The sequence below is a fragment of the Desulfarculus baarsii DSM 2075 genome (genome assembly GCF_000143965.1).
In the GTDB taxonomy this organism is placed as follows: domain Bacteria; phylum Desulfobacterota; class Desulfarculia; order Desulfarculales; family Desulfarculaceae; genus Desulfarculus; species Desulfarculus baarsii.
Window position 1 is genome coordinate 2,623,023 of record NC_014365.1, and the last position, 21,437, is coordinate 2,644,459.

Genomic DNA, 21,437 nt, shown 5'->3' on the forward strand with positions numbered 1-21,437 from the left:
GGCCGGCCGACACGCCGCCGCCAAGGATGATCATGACGCCATCGTTTGTCCATCTGCACACCCACACCGCCTACAGCCTGCTCGACGGGGCCATCCGCCTGCCCGAGTTGATCAAGCGCACCGCCGAGTTGGGCATGAACGCCGTGGCCGTGACCGATCACGGCAACATGTTCGGCGCGCTCAATTTCTTCCAGCAGGCCAAAAAGGCCGGCCTCAAGCCGATCATCGGCTGCGAGGTCTACGTGGCCCCCGGCGATCGCCGCGACAAGGAGCACAGGCCCGGCCACGAGACGGCCTTTCACCTGGTGCTCTTGTGCAAAAATCTGGAGGGCTACCAAAATCTGGTGCGCCTGGTCAGCGCCGGCTTCACCGAAGGCTTCTATTACAAGCCGCGCATCGACATGGAGCTCTTGCGCCAGCACAACGGCGGGCTGATCGCCCTCAGCGCCTGCCTGGGCGGCCGGGTGCCCCATTATCTGCTGCGCGGAAACATCGACCAAGCCCTGGCCGCGGCCGAGGATATGGCCCAGACCATGGGCGAGGGCAACTTTTTCATCGAACTGCAAGACCATGGCCTGGTCGAGCAAAAGCAGGTCAACCCCGGCCTGCGCGAGATCGCCCAGCGTCTGGGCCTGGGCCTGGTCGTGACCAACGACTGCCATTTCCTGCGCCGCCAGGACCACGAGGCCCACGACATTCTGCTGTGCATCCAGACCGGCAAGACCATCGCCGACGCCGAACGCATGACCATGTCGCCCGAGCTCTACTTCAAGTCGCCCGAGGAGATGGCCCTGCTCTTTCCCGACTGCCCCGAGGCCATGGCCAACACCATGGACATCGCCGCCCGCTGCGACCTGGACATCCCCCTGGGCCAACTGCGGTTTCCCCAATACCCGCTGCCCGAAGGCCAGTCGGCCGAGGATCAACTGACGCGCATGGCCCGTCGGGGCCTGGAGCGCCGCCTGGCCGAAATGGACGCCCGCGGCCTGAAGTTCGACCGCGATTTCTACAAAAAGCGCCTGGAATACGAAATCGACGTGCTGTTGCAGATGGGTTTCGCCGGCTATTTCCTGGTGGTCTCCGACTTCATTGTCTGGGCCAAGAGCCAGGGCATCCCGGTGGGGCCGGGGCGCGGCTCGGCCGCCGGCTCGCTGGTGGCCTACTCCATGCGCATCACCGACCTGGACCCCATCCGCTACGGGCTGATCTTCGAGCGCTTCCTGAACATCGAACGCAAGTCCATGCCCGACATCGACGTGGACTTCTGCTACAACCGCCGGCCCGAGGTGATCCAATACGTCACCGAGCGCTACGGATCGGACCACGTGGCCCAGATCATCACCTTCGGTTCGATGCTGGCCCGGGCGGTGATCCGCGATGTGGGCCGGGCCATGAACGTGCCCTTTGGCGACGTGGACCAGATCGCCAAGTTGGTGCCCACGGCCCTGGGCATGACCCTGGACAAGGCCCTGGAGCAGGAGCCGCGCCTGGCCCAGCGCATCAAGGACGAGCCCCAGGTGGCCAAGCTGGTGCGCATCGCCAAGTCGCTGGAGGGCCTGCCGCGTCACGCCTCGACCCACGCCGCCGGCGTGGTCATCGGCGACGTGCCGCTGGACCGGGTGGTGCCGCTCTATCGGGGGTCACAGGGCGAGTGCGTCACCCAGTTCGACATGAAGTGCGTGGAAAAGGCCGGGTTGATCAAGTTCGACTTTCTGGGCTTGCGGACGCTGACGGTCATCGACGTGGCCGTCAAGATGATCCGCCAGGGCCGCGACCCCAGCTTCGACATCGACGCCATCGACATGGACGACAAGGCCTCATACGAGCTGCTCAGTCGGGGCGACACCACCGGCGTGTTCCAGTTGGAGTCGTCGGGCATGAAGGAGCTGCTGACCAAAATGCGGCCCGAGGTCTTCGAGGACGTCATTGCCCTGGTGGCCCTCTATCGGCCCGGCCCCTTGGAAAGCGGCATGGTCGACGACTTCGTGGCCTGCAAGCACGGCGCGAAAAAGGTCTCCTACCCCCTGCCCCAGTTGGAGCCGGTGCTCAAGGAGACCTATGGCGTGATCGTCTATCAGGAGCAGGTGCAGGAGATCGCCCGCATCCTGGCCGGCTACTCGCTGGGCGAGGGCGACATCCTGCGCCGAGCCATGGGCAAAAAGGTGCCCGAGGTCATGGCCGCCCAGCGCGAGCGCTTTGTCTCGGGGGCCAAGGCCAACGGCGTCAGCGAGAAAAAGGCCGGCGAGATCTTCGACCTGATGGAAAAATTCGCCGGCTATGGCTTCAACAAGAGCCACTCGGCGGCCTACGGATTGATCGCCTACCAGACGGCCTTTCTCAAGGCCCACTTCCCCCACGAGTTCATGGCCGCCCTGCTGACCAGCGAGGTCAGCAACACCGACAAGATCATGCTGCACATCGCCGAGTGCCGCGATCAAAACCTCAAGGTGCTGCCGCCCGACATCAACCACTCCGGCCGCGAATTCACCGTCGACGACGACGCCATCCGCTTTGGCCTGGCGGCGGTGAAAAACGTAGGCGAGGGCGCGGTCGACGCCATCATCGAGGCCCGCCAGGAAAAGCCCTTCGAGGATATCTTCGACTTCTGCGAGCGGGTCAACCTGGCCAAGGTCAACCGGCGGGTGATCGAAAGCCTGATCAAGTGCGGGGCCTTTGACTCGCTGGGGGCCCACCGCGCCCAGAACATGGCCGCCCTCGATGACGCCATGGAGCAGGGCCAAAAGCTGGGCCGCGACCGCGACGGCGGCCAGATCAACATGTTCGCCGCCTTCAGCGAGGCCGCCGCCAGCGCCCGGCCGACCATGCCCGACGTGCCGCCTTGGCTGGAGGCCGACGCCCTGACCTACGAAAAGGAGGCCCTGGGTTTTTACATCACCGGACACCCGCTGGGCCGCTTTGCCGAGGACATCAAGCGGCTGGGCGTGCTGGACAGCGTGACCGTCCAGGCCGCAGCCGACGGCATGAGCGTGCGCCTGGCCGGCCTGGCCACCGAGATCAAGGAAAAAATCACCAAAAAAGGCGACCGCATGGCCTTCGTGCGTCTGGAAGACCTCAAGGGCTCGCTGGAGTTGGTGGTCTTTCCCGACTGCTACGCCCAGAGCGTCGAACATTTGCGCGGCGACGAGCCGGTCTTGGTCAAGGGCGTGGTGGACAAAGACGAGCGCGGCGTGAAAATCAAGGCCAGCAAGATCACGCCCCTGTCGGAGGCGGCCCGAACCATGACCACCCGCCTGCGCCTGCGTCTGCAAGCGCCCGGGCTGACCCGCGAGCAGTTGGTGGCCCTGCGCCAGACCCTGGAGCGCCACGGTGGTGGCTGCCGGGTGACCCTGCACCTGGGCGTGCCTGGCAAGGGCGAGGCCGTGCTGGCCCTGCCCGAGCGCTACCGCGTCGAGCCCAGCGCCGGCCTGCTGGAGCGCATCAACGAGCTGTTCGGCCACGGCGTGGTCGAGCCGGTCTTCGGCGGGGATTAAGTATCCAGGCCCAGCGGCCCGGCGGGCGGCGGCAACAGGCCGCTACCTCGCCCGCGGGCGAGCATCTCCTCCACGGCGGCCAGGCCTTCCGCGCCCAAGTCGGCGCTGAAATCGTTGACGTAGAGGGCGATATGCTGGCTGGTGACCTCGGGCGAAAGCTCCTGGGCGTGGGCCAGCACGAAGCCCTGGCTGGCCGCCGGATCACGCCAGGCGGCGCGCACGCTCGCGGCCAGGGCCAGCTCCAGCCGGCCGATCAGCTCCGGCCCCAGGTCGCGGCGGGCGGCGATGCAGCCCAGGGGTATGGGCCGGCCGGTCTCCTGCTCCCACCACTGGCCCAAGTCCAGAATGCTTGTCAGGCCATATTGCTGATAGGTGAAACGGCCTTCGTGGATGACCAGCCCGGCGTCGAAACTGCCCGCCGCCACCGCCGGCATGACCTGGCTGAACTCCATGGGGCAAACCATTGGCCGCTGGCCCAAATAAAGGCTGAGCAACAGGTGGGCCGTGGTCATCCGACCGGGCACGGCCACCGTGGTCCTGGCCAGGCGCTCCGGGTCGAAGCCGGGCCGGGCCACCACCAGCGGCCCGCAGCCTCGGCCCAAGGCCGCGCCGGAACGCAACAAGGCGTAGTCGCCCAGCACGTGGCCCAGGGCGTGGAAACTCAGTTTGGTCAGCGGCAGATGGCCCCGCAAGGCCAGGTGGTTGAGGCGCTCCACATCGGCCATGAACGGCCGAATGTCCAGATCAAGCGGCCCGACCAGGCCGTTGACCAGGGCGTGAAAGGCAAAGGTGTCGTTGGGACAAGGCGAAAAGCCGAATTCCAGCACGCGCATCGTTTTCAAGCCTCCGCCATGGCCAGCAACGCGCGTTGGGCCGCTTCAGCGCCCAGGGCCACGTCCAGCTCGCGTTGGCCGGCGATGTTGCTGACCCCGCGCAGCGCCGCGAAGGGTCGGCCATAGTGGGCCGCCACCTGGGCCACGGCGGCGGCCTCCATCTCTTCGATCCGCGCGCCCCAGCGGGCGGCCGTCGCCTGGGCCGTGGCCGCGTCGCCGCTGATGCGCCCCACCGTGGCGAAAATCACGCGCGGCAAATTCGGTGTCCCGGCAGCCAGGCGGTCATTAAGCGCCGCGTCACAGGGCAGATGGTTGTAGAGCGGCGCGCCGGTGGCGTCTTGACCCACGGGGATGCCCACCTTGGCGATGTCGTGCAGATGGCCGCCGGCGGCCACGCCCAGATCGGCGTTGACGACCTGGCTGGCCAAGGCCGCCTGGCCCGGCGCCAGGCCCGAATCGGCGTAGGCCCCGGCGCAGCCGATGTTGATCAGGCCGCTGGCCCGGGGAAAGGCCTCCAGCGTGGCGCTGACGGCCTGGGCGGCGTTGACCAGGCCCATGCCCGTCAGCACCAGCAAGGCGTCCTCACCGCCCAGGCGGCCCCGAAAAACCGGCCGGCCGCCCACCACGCCCACGGGCTCCATGAGCGCCATGAGCAGCCGGGCCTCGGCGGCCATGGCCACGCTGACGATCAGCACGGCCGCGCCCCCAGGCCCGCGAGCAGGGTTTCGACCACCACCGCCGCCTTGTCGGCGGCCAGCTCGTGGCCGGCGGCGAACAGGCCCAAACCGCCGTCCAGGTGCTCCTGGCTGTGGGCCACCAAAAAGCGCTCCAACACGGCGTCGAGCACGAAGACCGCCGCCTCCAGGTTCAGCCCCGGCCGCAACTCGCCGGCCCGGGCGGCGTCTTCAAGCAGATCCAGCATGTATTGCCGCGAAAAGGCGCGCACCGCCGCCAGCATCTCGCCGCGAAAGGGCGCGCCGTCCTCGAACATGATGCGCAGATATAGCTGAAACAGCCGTGGCTGGCCCTGGATCAAGGCCAGGCCAGCCGCCAGGCTTTGCAGCAGGCGGCTGGCCAAGTCCTGGCCCTGGCTGGCCCCGCGCACCTGGCGCAGCAGCTCGACCACCAACTCCACCGCGTGGTTGAACACCGCGCGAAAGAGCCCGGCCTTATCGCCAAAATATTGAAAAATCGATCCTTTGGATATGCCTAGCTTGGCCACCAGCGCGTTGAGCGAGGCCCCGCCATAGCCGCCGGCGGCAAACTCGTCCAGCGCGCCATCCAGGATGCGCCGCCGTTTTTCGGCCGGCAGGTTCTGAAAGGTGGACGAGGCGGTCATGGCCCTAACCAGCCGGCGCGCCGGCGGCCGGCTTGGCGTTGATCAGCGAATCCAGCACGCCGTTGATGAACGAACACGAACAATCCTCGGCGTAGCGCTTGGAGAGATCCAGGGCCTCGCTGATGGCCGCCTTGGGCGGCACGGGCTGGGGCGCCAGGTAGATCTCGTAGCAGGCCAGGCGCAAAATGTTGCGGTCGACCCAGGACATGCGCTCGACCCGCCATTTGCGGCTGACACGATTGAGCATCTCGTCGATGCGCCGGCGGTTTTGCTCCACGCCCAGCACAAGCTGGCGCGTATAGGCAAAAAGCTTTTCCGGCGCGGCGAAGTTTTCGGCGAACACCGTCAGCGCCGCCTCGGCGTCCTGGTCGCCGTGCTCCATCTGGTAGAGCACTTTCAACGCCAGTTCGCGGCTGAGACTTCGATCTCCCACGGCGACCGACTAAAGTCGTCTGAGCAGGTCAACCATCTCGATGGCGGCCAGGGCGGCGTCGGCGCCCTTGTTGCCGGCCTTGGTGCCCGCCCGCTCGATGGCCTGCTCGATGGTGTCGGTGGTCAACACGCCAAAGATCACCGGCACGCCGCTGTCCAGGGCCACGTGGGCCACGCCCTTGCTGACCTCGGCGGCCACGTAGTCGAAGTGGGGCGTCGAGCCGCGGATGACCGCGCCCAGGGCGATGACGGCGTCGTATTTGTTGGATGCGGCCATGCGCTGGGCGGCCAGGGGGATCTCGAACGCGCCGGGCACCCAGGCGATGGTCACGTCGTCGTCGGCGCAGCCGTGGCGGCGCAGGCAGTCGAGGGCGCCCTCGACCAACTTGCCGCCGATGAACTCGTTGAAACGACCCACGATGACGCCCATGCGCATGCCGTCGGCCTTGAGCACGCCTTCCAATACTTTGGCCATGAACCCGCTCCTTTTAATCCTTGTCGGCCATGTGCAGCAGATGGCCCATTTTGACGCATTTGGTGCGCAGATAGCGCTCATTTTCGGGGCAGGCGGCGATCTCCAGAGGCACGCGCTCCACCATCGACAGGCCATAGCCTTCCAGGCCGACCATCTTTTTGGGGTTGTTGGTCATCAGGCGCATCTTGCGCACGCCCAGATCGGCCAGAATCTGCGCGCCGATGCCATAGTCGCGCAGGTCGGCGGCAAAGCCCAGGGCCTCGTTGGCCTCGACGGTGTCGCAGCCGCCGTCTTGCAGGGCGTAGGCCTTGAGTTTGTTCATCAGGCCGATGCCCCGACCCTCCTGGCGCATGTAGAGCAACACGCCACAGCCCTCGTCGTTGATCATCTGCAGGGCCTTGGCCAGTTGATCACCGCAGTCGCAGCGCCGCGAATGAAAGGTGTCGCCGGTCAGGCATTCGGAGTGCACGCGCACCAATGTCGGCTTTTCGGGGTCGATCTGGCCCTTGATCAGAGCCACGTGCTCGGCGTCGTCAACGTCGTTGGTGTAACCGATGGCCCGAAACTCGCCAAAGGCCGTGGGCAAGGCCACATCGGCCTCGCGGTGGACAAAGGACTCGTTGCGCATGCGATAGGAGATCAGATCGGCGATGCTGACGATCTTGAGGTTTTGCTCGGCGGCGAAGCGCTCCAGGTCGGGCAGGCGCGACATCGTGCCGTCCTCGTTCATCACCTCGCAGATCACGCCGGCCGGGGTCAGGCCGGCCAGGCGGGCCAGGTCCACCGAGCCTTCGGTCTGGCCGGTGCGCACCAACACGCCGCCGCGCCGAGCGCGCAGCGGAAAGACGTGCCCCGGGCTGACCACGTCCTTGGGTCCGGACTTGGGATCGACGGCCACCTTGATGGTGTGGGCGCGGTCGGCGGCCGAGATGCCCGTGGTCACGCCGCAGCGCGCCTCGATGCTGACGGTGAAAGCCGTCTCGAAGGGCGATTCGTTGTCGCGCACCATCATGCGCAGGCCCAGCCGCTCGACCATGTCGGGCGTCAGGCTCAGGCAGATCAGGCCCCGGCCGTATTTGGCCATGTAGTTGATGGCCTCGGGCGTGACCATCTCGGCGGCCATGGTCAGATCGCCTTCGTTCTCGCGGTCCTCGTCGTCGACCAGGATGACCATTTTGCCCTGGCGGATATCTTCGATGGCCTCTTGGATGGTGGCCAATGGCATTTCAACGCTCCTTGGCGCGTCGCCGGATGCTTGGCCGCCTTTCACGGCTGGCCCGGCGGCCGCGTTTCGTATAACTGTTCGATGATGCTCGCGCCCCACTGATGTAGGGCGTGTTCCTTGGCCAGATAAAAACCGGCCCGCGTGTAAAGCGCCTTGGCCGCCTCCAGGCCCCGGAAGGTGTAAAGATACACCCGCGCGGGGCCCGGCTCCAGGGCCAAACGCACGGCCCGCTCCAGCAGCGCCGGCCCCAGGCCGCCGCCGCGCCACGGCCGGTCGACGATGAACCAGCGCAGGCGCAGGCCCGGCTCGCCGGCGGCGTGGTCCACCGCCAGCGCCCCGGCCAGCTCCGGCCCGCGCCAGGCCGAAAGCAGCACGTCGCGCCCCGGTTGGAAGCGCTCGACGAACTCGGCCAGTTGGCTGGCCACCTGGGCCTCGAAGCTGTGATCAAAGCCCCAGGCGTGGTGATAATACTCGGCGTGCAGCCTGGTCAGCGCGCCGATCAGTCCCGGCCGATAGCCCTGGCGCAGCTCCAGGCCATCCATGCCGGTCGGGCCCACTTAAAACCCGGCCCGCGCCAGGGCGTCCAGGGACAGCCCCGGCGCTGGGCCGTCGGCTCGAGCGGGCGCGGCGTCGCGGCCCATGAGCCGGGCCACGTACTTGCCGATCAGGTCGGTTTCGATGTTGACCACATCGCCTGGGCGCAGCAGGCTGAGGGTGGTCTCGCGCCAGGTGTGGGGGATGATGTTTAGCGCGAAACGGTCGTCCCAGACCTGGTTGACCGTCAGGCTCACGCCATCGACGGTGACCGAGCCCTTTTCCACCACCAGGCGCATGTGCTCGGCCGGGATGGCGATTTCCAGATGCTGGGAGCCGCCCCGCGGCGCGATCAGCGTCACCCGGCCCAGGCAGTCCACGTGACCGCTGACCAGGTGTCCGCCCAGGCGATCGCCCAGTTGCATGGCCCGCTCCAGGTTGACCGCGTCCCCGGCCCGCAGCCCGCCCAGTTTGGTGCGCGCAAGCGACTCGGCCGAGACGTCCACGTCAAAGCCGTCGCCGCCCAGGCCGGTGACGGTCAGGCAGGCGCCCAGCACGGCGATGGATTCGCCCAGCACCGTCCGCGCCGCGTCCCACGGCGGACGGATGCGCAACACCGCGTCGGGGCCCTTGCGCTCGATGCGCCCGATGGCCCCCAGCCCTTCCACAAGACCGGTGAACATGATTTGGCCTCGCCCTCTCCAAAAAAGCGGCCCACCCCGCCGGCGGGCCTGATGCGCACGGATTAAAATGTAATCATCGGCACAAGCCGGCGCAAGGCGCGGCCGGCAAAAGCGGCTTTTCAGCGGGCGTGGTCCACGGGCGCGGCCAGCGAGGCCCACAGCAACACGTCGGGATTGAAGCGCCGCAGGCGCGGCGCGCCCAACTCGATGGCCTGGGCCATGGCGGCCACCCCAGCCCCGCCCAGCATGGGCGCGGCCGTGGCCCCGCCGAGGAGCTTTGGCGCGAAGAAATACATCACCTCGTCCACCAGCCCCTGGGACAAAAAGCCCCAGGCCAGCGTGGCCCCGCCCTCCAGCAGCATGCCGATCACCCCGCGCCGGCCCAGATGATCCAACAACTCGGCCAGGTCCAGCCCGCCGCCCGCCGCCGGCGAAAGACGCAGCACCTCCGCGCCGACCGCCCGCAGGCGCTCCATGTCGGCCGGCCGGGCCAGCGGGCCGCAGGCCACCAGGCAGCCGCCGCCGGCCGCCGGGTCAAAGACCTTGGCCCGGTGGTCGATGCGTAGGCGGCTGTCGACGATCACCCGCAAGGGATCGCGGCCGCCGGGCAGACGGCAGGTGAGCTGGGGGTCGTCGACCAGGGCCGTGCCCACGCCCACGCAGACGCAATCGCACCAGCCGCGCAGGCGGTGGACAAAGCGCCGGCTGGCCGGGCCGGTGATCCAACGGCTGTCGCCGCTGGCCGTGGCGGTCTTGCCGTCGAGGGTGGCGGCGGTTTTGAGGATGACGTGGGGCCGGCCCTTGGTGATGTGGGTCAGAAAAAAACGATGCTCAAAGGCGCACTGCTCGGCCAGCACGCCGGCCTCCACCGCCAGGCCGCGACCGGCCAGAAAGGCCCCGCCGCCGCCGGCCACCGTGGGGTTGGGATCGCCGGCGCCGTAGACCACCCTGGCCACGCCGGCCCGCAAAATGGCCTGGGTGCAGGGCGGGGTTGCGCCCTGGTGATTGCAGGGCTCCAGGGTGACGTAGAGGGTCGCGCCCCTGGCCGCCGCGCCAGCCTGGGCCAGGGCCAGGGGCTCGGCGTGGGGCTGGCCTTTTTTGACGTGCCAGCCCCGGCCGACGATGCGGCCCTCGGCCACGACCAGCGCGCCCACGGCCGGATTGGGCGAACTGCGGCCCAGCCCACGGCGGGTCAGGGCCAGGGCCCGCGCCATGAAGTGGCGGTCGAGGCGCTGTTGGTCGGCTTGCTCCATGGCGCTTCAGGCTGGGCCCGTCTGGCGGTTGGCCAGGATGCGCTCCAGCTCGTGCTTGAACTCCTCGACGTTATGGAACTCTTTGTAGACGCTGGCGAAACGGATATAGGCCACGTCGTCCCACTCCTGGAGCTTGTTCATGACCGCCTCGCCCAACTCCCGCGAGGGAATCTCGCGCAGATTGCGCTCTTGAAAGCCGGTCTCCAGCTTGTCCAGAAACTCCTCGACCATCACCGCCGTCACGCCCGGCCGCTTGTTCAGGGCGGTCATCATGCCCTTTAGCAGCTTGTTGCGGTCAAAGACCTCGCGCGAGCCGTCTTTTTTGATGACGTAGGTGGCCAGTTCCTCCAGGCGCTCGTAGGTGGTGAAGCGTTGGTCGCAGGCCAGGCATTGACGACGCCGCCGGATGACCGAGGCGTCCTTGCTCAGCCGCGAATCGACGACCTTGTTTTCCGTATCGCCGCAAAAAGGACATTTCACCGCATCATCTCCGGCTTGGCCTGGCTGGTAAGGCGCTCACACGCCCGGCCCGATGAGCCCGCGGGCCGCGGCCTCGTTTTCCTCTTCGATCCAGCGCCGCACATCCAGCCTGACGATCTCGCGGCCCCTGGGCTGGACCACCACCGCCGCGATGCCGGCGTTGATGATCACCCGGCGGCAGAGCAGGCAGGGCTGGGGATTTGCGGTGGCCAGGCCCGTGGCGACCTCTATGCCGGCCAAATAGAGCGTGGCGTCCATGGTCTGGGCCCGGGATGCGTGGATGACGGCGTTCATCTCGGCGTGCACCGAGCGGCATAGTTCGTAGCGCTGGCCGGACGGCACGGCCATCTCCTCGCGCAGGCAACGGCCCAGGTCCACGCAGTTGGCCACGCCGCGCGGCGCGCCGGCGTAACCGGTGGAGACGATCTGGTCGTCTTTTACGATCACCGCGCCATATTGCCGCCGCAAGCAGGTGCCCCGCCGGGCCACCTCCCGGGCGATGTTCAGGTAATATTCGTCCTTGCCGGGGCGCTGGTTCAAGCCTCTTCCCCCGCGAAAGCGTCCATTTTCTGGACGCGGCGCTGATGCCGGCCGCCTTCGAAATCGGTGTTCAGAAAAACATCGGTGATGGCCAAGGCCTCGTCCAGGGGCGTCAGGCGCTCGCCCAGGCAAAGGACGTTGCCGTCGTTGTGCTGGCGGCCCAGGCGGGCGTACTCCACCGAGGGGGCCAGCACGGCGCGCACGCCCTTGAAGCGGTTGGCGCTGATGCTCATGCCGATGCCGCTGCCGCAGACCAAAACGCCGCGTTGAACCTGACCGGCGGCCACGGCCCGAGCCACCTGGGCGGCCCAGTCGGGATAATCGGTGGACTCGGCCGCGTGAGTTCCCTTGTCGTCGATCTCGTGGCCCAGCGCGCGCAGGTGACGGGCGATCTCGTTTTTGAGCGTCAGCCCGGCGTGGTCGCAACCAATGGCGATCTTCATGGCTCTCCCCTCACTCCTTGAAGGCCTTGATGATCAAGGTGGCGTTGGTGCCGCCAAAGCCAAAGGAGTTGCTGAGCACGGCGTCGAGCTTGGCCTTGCGGGCATGGTTGGGCACGTAGTCCAGGTCGCAATCCGGGTCCGGCGTCTGATAGTTGATCGTCGGCGGCATAATCTGGTCGCGGATGGCCAGCACGCACAGGACGGCCTCCACCGCGCCGGTGGCCCCCAGCATGTGGCCGTGCATGCTCTTGGTGGAGCTGACGGCCAGCTTGCGGGCGTGCTCGCCAAAGACGGCGTGGATGGCCTTGGTCTCCAGGGTGTCGTTCAAGTCGGTGGAGGTGCCGTGGGCGTTGATGTAGTCGATATCCTGGGGGGCCAAGCCGGCGTTTTGCAGGGCCAGGTTCATGCAGCGTATGAAACCGGCGCCCTCGGGGTCGGGGGCGGTCATGTGGTAGGCGTCGCAGGTCAGGCCATAACCGACGACCTCGGCCATGATCGTGGCCCCGCGCTCCTGGGCCCGGGTCAGTTCCTCGAGGATCAACACGCCGGCTCCTTCGGCCATGACAAAACCGTCGCGGTCTTTGTCGAAGGGGCGGCTGGCTCGCTCGGGGTCGTCGTTGCGCGTGCTGAGGGCGCGGGCGGCGTTGAAGCCGGCGATGGTGGTGGCCACCGAGACCGACTCGGCCCCGCCACAGACCATCATGTCCATGCCGCCGTGTTGAATCGCCCGCATGCCCTCGCCCACGGCATGGGAGCCGGCCGCGCAGGCCGTGGAAAGACAGAGGTTGGGCCCCTTGAGGTTGAACTCCATGGCGATCTCGCCGGGGGCCATGTTGCCGATCAGCCGGGGGATGAAAAAGGGGCTGATGCGGTCGGGGCCCTTGGTGTTCATGATCTCGTAGTTTTCGATGAGCGAATTGATGCCGCCCAGGCCCACGCCCATGATGCAGCCGGTCTTGATGGCGTCTCGTTCGTCGAGGCGCTCGCCCAGGCCGGCCATGGCGAAGGCCATGCGGGCGCTGGCCACGGCGAAATGAATGAAGGTGTCGAGACGGCGGATCTTCTTTTTGTTGACCCACTTCTCGGCGTCAAAGTCGTTGACCTCACCGGCGATCTGGGTCTTGAGGACCGAGGGGTCAAACTGGGTTATACGGCCGATGCCACTCTTGCCGGCCAGGATCCCACTCCAGGTTTCCTCCACGCCCGTGGCCACGGGCGTGACGCAACCTATTCCGGTGACAACCACTCTGCGCTTCACTGCGGCTCCTTATTGCCTTCGCGTCGTCCCCGCCGTCGGATACAGGCGACACCGGGCCGGAGCCGCGATTGCGCCGCCCCGGCCCGATTCTTGGCGGAAAATGTCCTACTTGGCGTACTTGGCGATGTAATCGAAAGCATCCTGGACGGTCTTGATCTTCTCGGCGTCCTCGTCGGCGATGGAGATGTCGAACGCCTCCTCCATGGCCATGATCATTTCCACCAGGTCCAGCGAATCGGCGCCGAGGTCGTCGACGAACGAGGCCTTGGGCACCACGTCCTCCTCGCTGACCGAAAGCTGTTCACAAATGATCTGGATTACCTTTTTCTTGATATCTTCCATGCCGTTTCACTCCTAAGGAATACGGGCTTCGCCGTGTGTTCGCGGCGCCACTGAAACAGAATGCGCCTCTGGCGCTGGAATGCTCTAGCCAAACATGCCGCCGTTGACGTGGATCACCTGGCCGGTGACGTAGCGCGCCGCCTCCGAACACAGGAAAGCCACCACCGCGGCGATATCCTCGGGCTGACCATAGCTGCCCAGGGGGATCATGGCCAGCATCATCTGCACGACCTTCTCGGGCAGGGCGGCGGTCATGTCGGTCTGGATGAAGCCGGGAGCCACGGCGTTGACCCGCACGCCCCGCCCGGCCAGTTCCTTGGCCGCCGTCTTGGCCATGGCCATCACGCCGGCCTTGGTGGCGGTGTAGTTGACCTGGCCGGGATTGCCGGTCTGGCCGACGACGCTGGCGATGTTGACGATGCTGCCCTGACGTTGCTTGCCCATGACCTTGGCCGCGGCCTGCATGCACAAAAACGTGCCCGTCAGATTGACGCGCACCACCTGGTCCCACTGCTCCATGCTCATGCGGACCAGGAAGTTGTCCCGGATCACCCCGGCGTTGTTGACCAGGTTGTCCAGGCGTCCGTAGGCGCCCGTCACGTGATCGAAAAATTCCTGCACCGCCTGGGGGTCGCCCACGTCGAAGCGACGATATTCGCTCGTCACGCCTTTTTCCCGCAACAGGGCCACGGTCTCCTCGGCCGCCTGGTCGTCGGGGTCGTAGTGGTTGAAGACCACCACGTCGCCGGGACCGCCCAGGGCCAGGCAAACCGCCCGCCCAATGCCCCGCGATCCGCCGGTGACCAACGAGACTTTGCCTTGCTCCGCCATGATATCACCTTTCATATACAGGCTTGCTTGTCAACATTTTTGATCGGCCGCCGAGGCCTGGTCCTGGCCGCGGCGTTGGCGCAAACGGGCGATCATCGCCGGCACGACCTCGAAAAGATCGCCGACCACGCCGTAATGGGCCGCCTGAAAAATCGCCGCCTGGGGGTCTTTGTTCACCGCCACGATGGTGTCCGACGACTGCATGCCCACCAAGTGTTGCACCGCCCCGGCCACGCCCAGACCGATATAGAGCCTTGGGGCCACCGTGCGGCCGGTCTGGCCCACCTGATGGGCGTGACCGATCCAGCCCGAATCCACCGCGCCCCGCGTGGCTCCGACCACGCCGCCCAGTTCGCGGGCCAACTGGCGCACTAGTTCGAAGCCCTCGGCCGAGCCCACGCCCCGACCGCCGCAGACGATCACCTCGGCCCCGGTCAGGTTGACCTGGTCTTCGATCTCGGCGACGATCTCCAGCACGGCGCTGCCGCCGCCGACATCCGAACTCAGCGTCACCCGCTCCAGCCGGCCGCGTCGCGCGGCGTCGGGCTGGGCGGCCTTCATCACCCGGGGGCGCACCGTGGCCATCTGGGGCCGCGCCTGGGGACAGACGATGGTGGCCATGATGTTGCCGCCAAAGGCCGGCCGCGTCTGCAACAAAAGCCCGCGCTCCCGGTCGATGGCCAGGCCCGTGCAGTCGGCGGTCAACCCCGTGGCCACGGCCGTGGCCAGGCGCGGCATCAACGAACGGCCAATCGCCGTGGCCCCGGCCAAAAGCACCTCGGGCCGCCGGTCACGCACCAGCGCGGCCAGGGCGTCGGCGTAGGCGTCGTCGTTGAAGCGGGCCAGGCGCGGATCGTCGATCAAATATACAACATCCGCGCCCTGAGACATAAGCGGCGCGACCAGCCCCTCCACCCCGTGGCCCAAAAGCACCGCCGCCAGTTCAGCGCGCAGTTCGTCGGCCAGCTTGCGGCCCTGGCCCAGCAGCTCGGCCACCACCTCGGGGGCCTGGCCCTGGCGCTGCTCGGCAAAGACCCACACGCCGCTGGCCGCCTGGGCCGTTTGCTCCCCGGCCGGCTCATCCAGGCCAATGGCCGATTCGGGGCAGGCGTCCACGCAGGCCCCGCAGAGCGTGCAGCCATCGCCGGCCACGGCCACGCCATCATGCAACTCCATGGCCCCGAAGGGGCAGGCGTCCACGCAGGAGCCGCAACCAGTGCAAAGATTTTTGTCGATGATCAAGGCCATGGCTCACTCTCCCAGGATGATCGCGCGGCCGTCGATCAGCGCGTCGACGAGCCTGGCCCCGGTTTCCTGGGGCGGACCTTGCCACAGCCGGTGCTCGCCGCCCAGTTCGGGCGCGAAAACCTTGACCACCTGGGTGAAGCTGCCGGCCAGGCCCACCTGGGCCGGGTCCAGGCCCAGGTCGACCGCGCCCAGCACGGTGGGCGCGTATTTCTTGGCCCGCATCTTGCCCTTGAGCGAGGGCGGCCGCACCTGGCCGATCTGCCGCACGACGGTGATCAGACAGGGCAATTTGACCTCGACCACGTCGTGACCGTCGTCCATTTGCCGCTCGACGACCATGCTCTCCGCGCCCACCTGGCGGATGCGCCGCACAAAGGCCACGTGGGGCAGGCCAAGCCGCTGGGCCAGGCCCGGGCCAACCTGGGCCGTGTCGCCGTCGATGGCCTGCTTGCCGCAGATGATCACGTCGGCCCCGCCCATGTGGCGCACGCCGGCGGCCAGGGCGGCGGTGGTGGCCCAGGTGTCGGCCCCGGCAAAGGCCCGGTCGCAGAGCAACACGCCCTCGTCGACGCCGTAGCCGATGGTCTCTTTGATCGCCTCGGCGGCCTGGGCCGGGCCCATGGAGATGACGTCGACCCGGCCGCCGTGCTCGTCGCGCAGGGCCAGGGCCGCCTCCAGGGCGAACAGGTCGAAGGGGTTGATGATCGCCGCCACGCCCTCGCGCAGGAGGGTGTGGGTCTGGGGGTCGATCTTGACGTTGGCGCTGTCGGGCGCTTGCTTGACGCAGACGATGATCTTCATGCCACGGCTCCGGCGGCGCGCGTCGTTACTTGACCAGCCACGACCGCCAACCTACTTGCCGCGACCGTATTCTTTGTTCAGTTCCTGGCCGATGACGTTGCGCTGGATCTGGTTGGTGCCTTCGTAGATTTGCAGAATCTTGGCGTCGCGCATCATCTTTTCGACGGGATATTCACGCATGTAGCCGTGGCCGCCCATCACCTGCACGGCGTTGGTGGTCACTTCCATGGCCACGTCGGTGGGGAAGACCTTGGCCATGGCGCTGACCTTGCTGATGTCCTTGGCCCCGCTGTCGATATGCCGGGCCACACAATAGACCAGGGCCCTGGCCGCCTCGACCTTGGTGGCCATGTCGGCCAGCATGTGGGCCACGGCCTGGAAGGTGATGATGGGCTTGTCAAACTGGCGGCGCGTGCGGGCGAAGGCCGCGGCCTCGTCCAGCGCGCCCTGGGCCACGCCCACGCCCTGGGCCCCCACGCCGGGCCGCGACAGGTCGAAGGTGCGCATGGCCGCCACGAAGCCCATGCCCTCGCGGCTGAGCAGACGGTCGGCGGGGATGCGGCAGTCGTTGAAGATCAGCTCGGCCGTGGCGCTGGCCCGGATGCCCAGCTTGCTCTCTTTTTTGCCCACGCTGAAGCCCTCGTCATCGGCCTCGACAATGAAGGCGCTGGCCCCACGGGGGCCCTTGGTGCGGTCGGTGATGGCGATGACGGTGTAGATTCCGGCGTGGCCGCCGTTGGTGATCCATTGCTTGGAGCCGTTGAGCACGTAGTGGTCGCCCTCCTTGCGCGCCTCGGTGCGGATGGCCGAGGCGTCGGAGCCGGCGGCCGACTCGGTGAGGGCGAAGGCGCAGAGCTTTTCGCCCCGGGCGATCTGGGGCAGGTATTTTTCCTTCTGGGCCTCGGAGCCGAAAAGCAAAATGGGGAACGCCCCCAGGAAGGTGGCCGCGTAGCTGGTGGAGACGCCCACGCAGGCCCGGGAAAGCTCCTCGACGGCGATGCAGTTTTCCAGGCAGCCGCCGCCCAGCCCGCCATATTGCTCGGGGATGATCAGGCCAAGCAGATCCGCCTGGGCCAGGGCCTTGATGATCTCGGTGGGAAATTGTTCTTTTTCGTCCAACTCGGCCCGCGCGGGCTTGATGCGCTCCTCGGCGATCTGCCGGCAGAGGTCGCGGATCATTTCCTGTTCTTCGGTGAGGAAATAATTCATTGGCCTACCTAAAAAAGATGAATGAGCCACAAAAGCAAATGCGCCGCCCTTTGGCGCGGCCCATTCTAACCCCGTCCGCCCTCGCCAAGCAAGCTTCCGCGATATTGACCGAGCCCCTCGGCCAGATGGCGGGTCAGTTCGCCGCGCACGGCGTCGGCGGCGCGGCCGAGCGCCGAGGCGATGGCCTTGGGCGACGAAGCGCCGTGGCAGACAAAGGCCACGCCGTTGACGCCCAACAGCGGCGCGCCGCCATAGTTGGCGTAGTCGAACTGAGCGGTCAGCTTTTTCAGCTCGGACTTGAGCAGCAAGCTGGCCGTGCGGGCCAGGGCGCTGCTGCTCAGAAGCTCGACGAACACGCCGATGGCCATCTCGCCCAGGGCCTCGCTGAGCTTGAGGCAGACATTGCCCACGAAGCCGTCGCAGACCACGACCTGGGCCGCGCCGGAAAACATGTCGCGGCCCTCGACGTTGCCCACGAAGTTGAGCGGGCTGGTGGCGAAATCCTCGTAGGCCCGTTTGACCAGGCTGTTGCCCTTGCCGCTTTCCTCGCCGATGGACAAAAGCCCCACCTTGGGCGCGGTCACGCCGAGCACCCGCTGGGCGTAGACAGAGCCCATGTAGCCGAACTGCAACAGCATCAGCGGCGTGCAATCGACGTTGGCCCCCACGTCCACCAGCACCGTCGGGCCGCTGGGGCCGGGCAACACCGAAGCCAGGGCCGGACGATCGACCTCGGGCAGGCGGCCCAGCACGACCACGGCCGTGGCCATGGTCGCCCCGCTGTTGCCGGCGCTGACCACGGCGTCGACCTCGCCCTGGGCCAGCAGGTCGAAACAAACGCGGATGGAGGCGTCGCGCAGTTGCCGCAAGGCCGCCGAGGGCCGGTCGGCCATGCCCACCACCTGCGAGGCGTGATGAACGCTCAGGCCGCTGGGCAGGTCGGCGATCTGGTGGAGGGCCCGGTCGAGTTCGTCGCGGCGACCGACCAAGGCTATCTCGAAGGCCCCGCCAGACTGGCGCAGGGCTTGAACGGCGCCCTGGACCACGATGGCCGGGGCGCTGTCGCCGCCCATGCCGTCAAGAGCGATGCGCATCTTGAAGGTCTCTCGATCCGCCCGAGCCTACTCCTTGGGCTCCAATAGCTGACGGCCCTTGTAGGTTCCGCAGGAGGGGCAGACGCGGTGGGGCAGCTTGGCCTCGCCGCACTGGGGGCACGGGATGGTGTTGGGCAGGGTGATGGCGTCGTGGGCGCGGCGCTTGTCGCGCCTGGTGGTGGACTGACGTTTCTTGGGAACGGCCATTTCTCGCGGCTCCTGTCAAAAATCGCCCGGCCCCGGGCCGGCGCGTGGATTCAATCTTGTTTGGGCCTCAGCTGGGCCAGCTTGCCCCAGCGGGGGTCGATGCTTTCGGTTTGGCATTGGCAGCCGCCCTCGCCGTGGGTTTGGCCGCAGCGGGGGCAGATGCCCAGGCAATCGGGCCGGCAAAGGGGGGCCATGGGCACGGCGAAGCTCAACTCCTCGAGCACGGCCTCGCCCAGATCCACCTCGCCGTCACGATAAAAACTCACGTCCATCTCGTCGCCGCGCAGTTCGATCTCGTCGGCGTCGACCGCGGGCATGGGCTCGAAGGCCAAGTCAAGCGCCTGGTCCAGCGCCATCTCGATGGGCTCCAGGCAGCGACTGCAACTAAGGCGCAGCTTGGCCCCGGCCCGGCCCCGGGCCAAGACAAACTCGCCTTTTTGCTCCACATGCAGGCTGGCCCACGGCGGCGCGACCAGTTCCTCCACGGCCGAACCCAACTCGGCCGGCTTGGCCCCGCGCAACTCGAAGGAAACGTCCAGCCCCTCTTCGGGGATGTCTTCCAGACGCAGCTTCATCGCGCCAGCCTCCAAGGGGAGATTACGTACACAAAACACGCGCCCTTGTCAAGGCCCGCGCCCCTGGCCGCCGGCGTCGTCGCCGCTGGCTTCTCGGGAAGGCATAGTATATCACCGCCCCCCACAACGCACAAGCGCTCAACCCCAGGCCGCGGCGCGACAATTTGTCTCGCCGGCCAAATGATGTTATACTCTTTTCCACGTTGCCGCGATCAATGCCCTTCGGCCCAGCCGGGGGGCAGATTTGCTTTGTTTGGTTTGCCGCATTATCCCAAGGAGCCATTGCTGTGGAAAGAAAGCTTCTGACGCGGGAAGGGCAGATTCGGCTTCAGCGAGAGTTGGATCATCTGCGCAAGGTGGAGCTGCCGGCCTCGGTCAAGGCCATCGAAGAAGCCAGGGCCCACGGCGACCTGTCGGAAAACGCCGAATACCACGCCGCCAAGGAGCGCAACGCCATCGTCGCGGCCAAGATCGCCGAACTGAAAAGCGAACTGGCCCTCAGCGAGGTCATCGATCCTCTGCCCCAGGCCGACGGCCGAGTGGTCTTTGGCTGCAAGGTGACCATCTACGACTCCGAGACCGACGAGGAAGCCTCCTACCAGATCGTCGGAGCCGCCGAAAGCGACGCCAGCCAGGGCCGCATGTCCATGACCTCGCCCATGGGCCAGGCCCTGCTGGGCAAGGAAGAGGGCGACGAGGTCAAGGTCCAGACGCCCGGCGGCCTGCGCGTCATCGAAATCGTCAGCGTCCAGTAAAATCGGCCGGCCGCCAGGCCCAGGCACGAAAGGCGAGCCGCCCATGGCCTCTTTTTGGCAGAGCGTTTTCAGCCGCCGCATGCTGGTGGCCTTTGTCATGGGCTTTTCGTCGGGCCTGCCGCTGCTGCTGACCATGGGCGTGCTGCAGGCCTGGATGAGCAAAAGCGGCGTGGACCTGTCGCTGATCGGCCTGATGAGCCTGGTGGGCCTGCCCTACACCGTCAAGTTTATCTGGGCCCCGCTGTTGGATCGCGGGGCCTTCACCGGACTGGAGCGCCGGCCTGGCCGGCCCTACCCGCTCTGGAAGGCGGCGCTGAACTGGCTGGTCAAGGCCAGCATCGGCCGGCTGGGCCGGCGGCGGGGCTGGATGTTGTGGGCCCAGATCCTGCTGATGGCGGCCATCGTGCTGCTGGCCCTTGGCGATCCGGGGCGTAGCCCCACCATGATTGCCCTGGCGGCCCTGCTGGTGACCTTCTTCAGCGCCAGCCAAGATATCGCCATCGACGCCTATCGCCGCGAGGACCTGGCCGACGACGAACTGGGCCTGGGCTCGTCGCTGGCCATCAACGGCTATCGGGTGGGCATGCTTTTGGCCGGCGGCGGCGGGCTGATCATGGCCGACGTGATGAGCTTCCGCGATGTTTACCTGATCATGGCCGCCTGCCTGCTGGTGGGCGTGGTCACCACGCTGCTGACCCCCGAGCCCCAGGCCCAGCCACGCGCGCCGCAAAGCATGCGCCAGGCCGTGGTCGAGCCTTTCGTGGAGTTTTTCGGGCGGGCCGGCCTGGGCTGGGGCCTGGGCGTGCTGGGCTTTATCCTTTTATACAAAATCGGCGACTCCATGGCCGCCACCATGACCACGCCTTTTTTCCTGGCCAGGGGTTACACCATGACCCAGATCGGCACGGTGGCCAAGCTGTTCGGCTTTTGGGCCACGGTGGCCGGCGGGTTGCTGGGCGGGCTGGTTCTGCTGCGCCTGGGCATCAACCGTTCGCTGTGGATCTTCGGCTTTTTGCAGGCCGTCTCCACGGCCGGCTTCGCCATGCTGGCCAACCTGGGGCCGTCCACGGTCTGGCTGGCGGCGGTGATCGCCTTTGAAAACCTCACCAGCGGCATGGCCACCGCCGCTTACGCCGCCTACATGGCCGCGCAAACCAACAAAAACTTCACCGCCACCCAATACGCCCTGCTCAGCAGCCTCATGGGCGTGCCCCGGGTGCTGGTCTCGGCCCCCACCGGGGTCATGGCCGAATGGCTGGGCTGGTCGGGCTTTTTCATCTTCTGCACGGTCATCGCCGCGCCGGGCATGGCCATGCTGATCAAGTTCGCCCCGTGGAACGGCGATCGCCGCTGAGGCGCTGGCCGCATTTGCTTGTCCTTTCGGCCCGT

Annotated in this window: 24 protein-coding genes; 3 read left to right on the top strand and 21 right to left on the bottom strand. The window is 67.0% G+C overall.

Going from position 1 to position 21,437, the window contains the following annotated elements; genetic code table 11:
* Positions 1-32 precede the first annotated feature (32 nt).
* The gene (gene dnaE, locus DEBA_RS11855; protein WP_013259174.1) at positions 33-3,491 is read left to right on the top strand and encodes a DNA polymerase III subunit alpha; all 3,459 of its coding nucleotides are present in this window, start codon (positions 33-35) and stop codon (positions 3,489-3,491) included.
* On the opposite strand, the gene DEBA_RS11860 is transcribed toward dnaE, so the two are convergent.
* The 21 genes from DEBA_RS11860 to DEBA_RS11960 form a co-directional block, all read right to left on the bottom strand.
* Positions 3,488-4,324 (bottom strand): 1,4-dihydroxy-6-naphthoate synthase, encoded by an 837-nt coding sequence (locus DEBA_RS11860; RefSeq protein ID WP_013259175.1) that lies wholly within the window; start codon positions 4,322-4,324, stop codon positions 3,488-3,490. The genes dnaE and DEBA_RS11860 overlap by 4 nt on opposite strands.
* Before the next feature lie 5 nt (positions 4,325-4,329).
* On the bottom strand, positions 4,330-5,019 hold the full coding sequence (locus DEBA_RS11865) for a phosphorylase family protein (protein WP_013259176.1): 690 nt from the start codon (positions 5,017-5,019) through the stop codon (positions 4,330-4,332).
* Positions 5,013-5,663 carry a TetR/AcrR family transcriptional regulator gene (locus DEBA_RS11870; protein WP_013259177.1) on the bottom strand — a complete coding sequence of 217 codons (651 nt, stop codon included), beginning with the start codon at positions 5,661-5,663 and terminating at the stop codon, positions 5,013-5,015. The genes DEBA_RS11865 and DEBA_RS11870 overlap by 7 nt, the downstream gene beginning before the upstream one ends.
* Positions 5,664-5,667: 4 nt before the next feature.
* The gene (gene nusB, locus DEBA_RS11875) at positions 5,668-6,096 is read right to left on the bottom strand and encodes a transcription antitermination factor NusB (protein ID WP_013259178.1); all 429 of its coding nucleotides are present in this window, start codon (positions 6,094-6,096) and stop codon (positions 5,668-5,670) included.
* 9 nt (positions 6,097-6,105) lie between these two features.
* Positions 6,106-6,570, bottom strand: a complete 465-nt coding sequence (gene ribH / locus DEBA_RS11880; protein WP_013259179.1) for a 6,7-dimethyl-8-ribityllumazine synthase — start codon at positions 6,568-6,570, stop codon at positions 6,106-6,108.
* 13 nt (positions 6,571-6,583) lie between these two features.
* Positions 6,584-7,795 carry a bifunctional 3,4-dihydroxy-2-butanone-4-phosphate synthase/GTP cyclohydrolase II gene (locus DEBA_RS11885; RefSeq protein WP_013259180.1) on the bottom strand — a complete coding sequence of 404 codons (1,212 nt, stop codon included), beginning with the start codon at positions 7,793-7,795 and terminating at the stop codon, positions 6,584-6,586.
* A gap of 41 nt (positions 7,796-7,836) precedes the next feature.
* Positions 7,837-8,352, bottom strand: a complete 516-nt coding sequence (locus DEBA_RS11890) for a GNAT family N-acetyltransferase (protein WP_050762342.1) — start codon at positions 8,350-8,352, stop codon at positions 7,837-7,839.
* The gene (locus tag DEBA_RS11895) at positions 8,353-9,012 is read right to left on the bottom strand and encodes a riboflavin synthase (RefSeq protein WP_013259182.1); all 660 of its coding nucleotides are present in this window, start codon (positions 9,010-9,012) and stop codon (positions 8,353-8,355) included.
* 119 nt (positions 9,013-9,131) lie between these two features.
* Positions 9,132-10,265 (bottom strand): bifunctional diaminohydroxyphosphoribosylaminopyrimidine deaminase/5-amino-6-(5-phosphoribosylamino)uracil reductase RibD, encoded by a 1,134-nt coding sequence (gene ribD / locus DEBA_RS11900; RefSeq protein WP_013259183.1) that lies wholly within the window; start codon positions 10,263-10,265, stop codon positions 9,132-9,134.
* Positions 10,266-10,271: 6 nt separating this feature from the next.
* Positions 10,272-10,745, bottom strand: coding sequence for a transcriptional regulator NrdR (gene nrdR, locus DEBA_RS11905; protein WP_013259184.1), 474 nt, complete (start codon positions 10,743-10,745; stop codon positions 10,272-10,274).
* A gap of 36 nt (positions 10,746-10,781) precedes the next feature.
* On the bottom strand, positions 10,782-11,285 hold the full coding sequence (locus DEBA_RS11910) for a deoxycytidylate deaminase (RefSeq protein ID WP_013259185.1): 504 nt from the start codon (positions 11,283-11,285) through the stop codon (positions 10,782-10,784).
* A complete protein-coding gene (gene rpiB, locus DEBA_RS11915) occupies positions 11,282-11,728 on the bottom strand; it encodes a ribose 5-phosphate isomerase B (protein ID WP_013259186.1) in 447 nt (148 codons plus the stop codon). Before rpiB ends, DEBA_RS11910 begins: the two co-directional genes overlap by 4 nt.
* Before the next feature lie 10 nt (positions 11,729-11,738).
* Positions 11,739-12,986 (bottom strand): beta-ketoacyl-ACP synthase II, encoded by a 1,248-nt coding sequence (gene fabF / locus DEBA_RS11920; protein WP_013259187.1) that lies wholly within the window; start codon positions 12,984-12,986, stop codon positions 11,739-11,741.
* 105 nt (positions 12,987-13,091) lie between these two features.
* Positions 13,092-13,328 (bottom strand): acyl carrier protein, encoded by a 237-nt coding sequence (gene acpP / locus DEBA_RS11925; RefSeq protein ID WP_013259188.1) that lies wholly within the window; start codon positions 13,326-13,328, stop codon positions 13,092-13,094.
* An 84-nt stretch (positions 13,329-13,412) separates the two neighbouring features.
* The gene (fabG, locus tag DEBA_RS11930) at positions 13,413-14,159 is read right to left on the bottom strand and encodes a 3-oxoacyl-[acyl-carrier-protein] reductase (protein ID WP_013259189.1); all 747 of its coding nucleotides are present in this window, start codon (positions 14,157-14,159) and stop codon (positions 13,413-13,415) included.
* A gap of 30 nt (positions 14,160-14,189) precedes the next feature.
* A complete protein-coding gene (locus tag DEBA_RS11935; RefSeq protein WP_013259190.1) occupies positions 14,190-15,407 on the bottom strand; it encodes an electron transfer flavoprotein subunit alpha in 1,218 nt (405 codons plus the stop codon).
* 3 nt (positions 15,408-15,410) lie between these two features.
* Complete coding sequence (locus DEBA_RS11940; RefSeq protein WP_013259191.1) at positions 15,411-16,208, bottom strand: electron transfer flavoprotein subunit beta/FixA family protein; 798 nt, start codon at positions 16,206-16,208, stop codon at positions 15,411-15,413.
* Between the two features lie 51 nt (positions 16,209-16,259).
* On the bottom strand, positions 16,260-17,417 hold the full coding sequence (locus tag DEBA_RS11945; protein ID WP_013259192.1) for an acyl-CoA dehydrogenase family protein: 1,158 nt from the start codon (positions 17,415-17,417) through the stop codon (positions 16,260-16,262).
* Between the two features lie 65 nt (positions 17,418-17,482).
* Positions 17,483-18,511 carry a phosphate acyltransferase PlsX gene (plsX, locus tag DEBA_RS11950; RefSeq protein ID WP_013259193.1) on the bottom strand — a complete coding sequence of 343 codons (1,029 nt, stop codon included), beginning with the start codon at positions 18,509-18,511 and terminating at the stop codon, positions 17,483-17,485.
* A 27-nt stretch (positions 18,512-18,538) separates the two neighbouring features.
* Positions 18,539-18,718: a 50S ribosomal protein L32 gene (rpmF, locus tag DEBA_RS11955; protein ID WP_013259194.1), complete on the bottom strand. Its 180-nt coding sequence runs from the start codon at positions 18,716-18,718 to the stop codon at positions 18,539-18,541.
* A 50-nt stretch (positions 18,719-18,768) separates the two neighbouring features.
* Complete coding sequence (locus DEBA_RS11960; protein ID WP_013259195.1) at positions 18,769-19,293, bottom strand: YceD family protein; 525 nt, start codon at positions 19,291-19,293, stop codon at positions 18,769-18,771.
* Positions 19,294-19,580: 287 nt separating this feature from the next.
* Here DEBA_RS11960 and greA point away from each other — a divergent pair, with 287 nt between their 5' ends.
* Entirely contained in the window at positions 19,581-20,048 is a 468-nt protein-coding gene (gene greA / locus DEBA_RS11965) for a transcription elongation factor GreA (protein ID WP_013259196.1), read from the top strand.
* 43 nt (positions 20,049-20,091) lie between these two features.
* Complete coding sequence (locus DEBA_RS11970) at positions 20,092-21,402, top strand: AmpG family muropeptide MFS transporter (RefSeq protein ID WP_013259197.1); 1,311 nt, start codon at positions 20,092-20,094, stop codon at positions 21,400-21,402.
* Positions 21,403-21,437 lie beyond the last annotated feature (35 nt).

Excerpts from the sequence above, each read along its gene's own strand:
- dnaE (WP_013259174.1), top strand. The coding sequence starts at position 33 with ATGACGCCATCGTTTGTCCATCTGCACACCCACACCGCCTACAGCCTG.
- DEBA_RS11860 (WP_013259175.1), bottom strand. The coding sequence starts at position 4,324 with ATGCGCGTGCTGGAATTCGGCTTTTCGCCTTGTCCCAACGACACCTTT.
- DEBA_RS11870 (WP_013259177.1), bottom strand. The coding sequence starts at position 5,663 with ATGACCGCCTCGTCCACCTTTCAGAACCTGCCGGCCGAAAAACGGCGG.
- ribH (WP_013259179.1), bottom strand. The coding sequence starts at position 6,570 with ATGGCCAAAGTATTGGAAGGCGTGCTCAAGGCCGACGGCATGCGCATG.
- DEBA_RS11885 (WP_013259180.1), bottom strand. The coding sequence starts at position 7,795 with ATGCCATTGGCCACCATCCAAGAGGCCATCGAAGATATCCGCCAGGGC.
- DEBA_RS11895 (WP_013259182.1), bottom strand. The coding sequence starts at position 9,012 with ATGTTCACCGGTCTTGTGGAAGGGCTGGGGGCCATCGGGCGCATCGAG.
- ribD (WP_013259183.1), bottom strand. The coding sequence starts at position 10,265 with ATGGAGCAAGCCGACCAACAGCGCCTCGACCGCCACTTCATGGCGCGG.
- rpiB (WP_013259186.1), bottom strand. The coding sequence starts at position 11,728 with ATGAAGATCGCCATTGGTTGCGACCACGCCGGGCTGACGCTCAAAAAC.
- acpP (WP_013259188.1), bottom strand. The coding sequence starts at position 13,328 with ATGGAAGATATCAAGAAAAAGGTAATCCAGATCATTTGTGAACAGCTT.
- fabG (WP_013259189.1), bottom strand. The coding sequence starts at position 14,159 with ATGGCGGAGCAAGGCAAAGTCTCGTTGGTCACCGGCGGATCGCGGGGC.
- DEBA_RS11935 (WP_013259190.1), bottom strand. The coding sequence starts at position 15,407 with ATGGCCTTGATCATCGACAAAAATCTTTGCACTGGTTGCGGCTCCTGC.
- DEBA_RS11940 (WP_013259191.1), bottom strand. The coding sequence starts at position 16,208 with ATGAAGATCATCGTCTGCGTCAAGCAAGCGCCCGACAGCGCCAACGTC.
- DEBA_RS11945 (WP_013259192.1), bottom strand. The coding sequence starts at position 17,417 with ATGAATTATTTCCTCACCGAAGAACAGGAAATGATCCGCGACCTCTGC.
- plsX (WP_013259193.1), bottom strand. The coding sequence starts at position 18,511 with ATGCGCATCGCTCTTGACGGCATGGGCGGCGACAGCGCCCCGGCCATC.
- rpmF (WP_013259194.1), bottom strand. The coding sequence starts at position 18,718 with ATGGCCGTTCCCAAGAAACGTCAGTCCACCACCAGGCGCGACAAGCGC.
- DEBA_RS11960 (WP_013259195.1), bottom strand. The coding sequence starts at position 19,293 with ATGAAGCTGCGTCTGGAAGACATCCCCGAAGAGGGGCTGGACGTTTCC.
- DEBA_RS11970 (WP_013259197.1), top strand. The coding sequence starts at position 20,092 with ATGGCCTCTTTTTGGCAGAGCGTTTTCAGCCGCCGCATGCTGGTGGCC.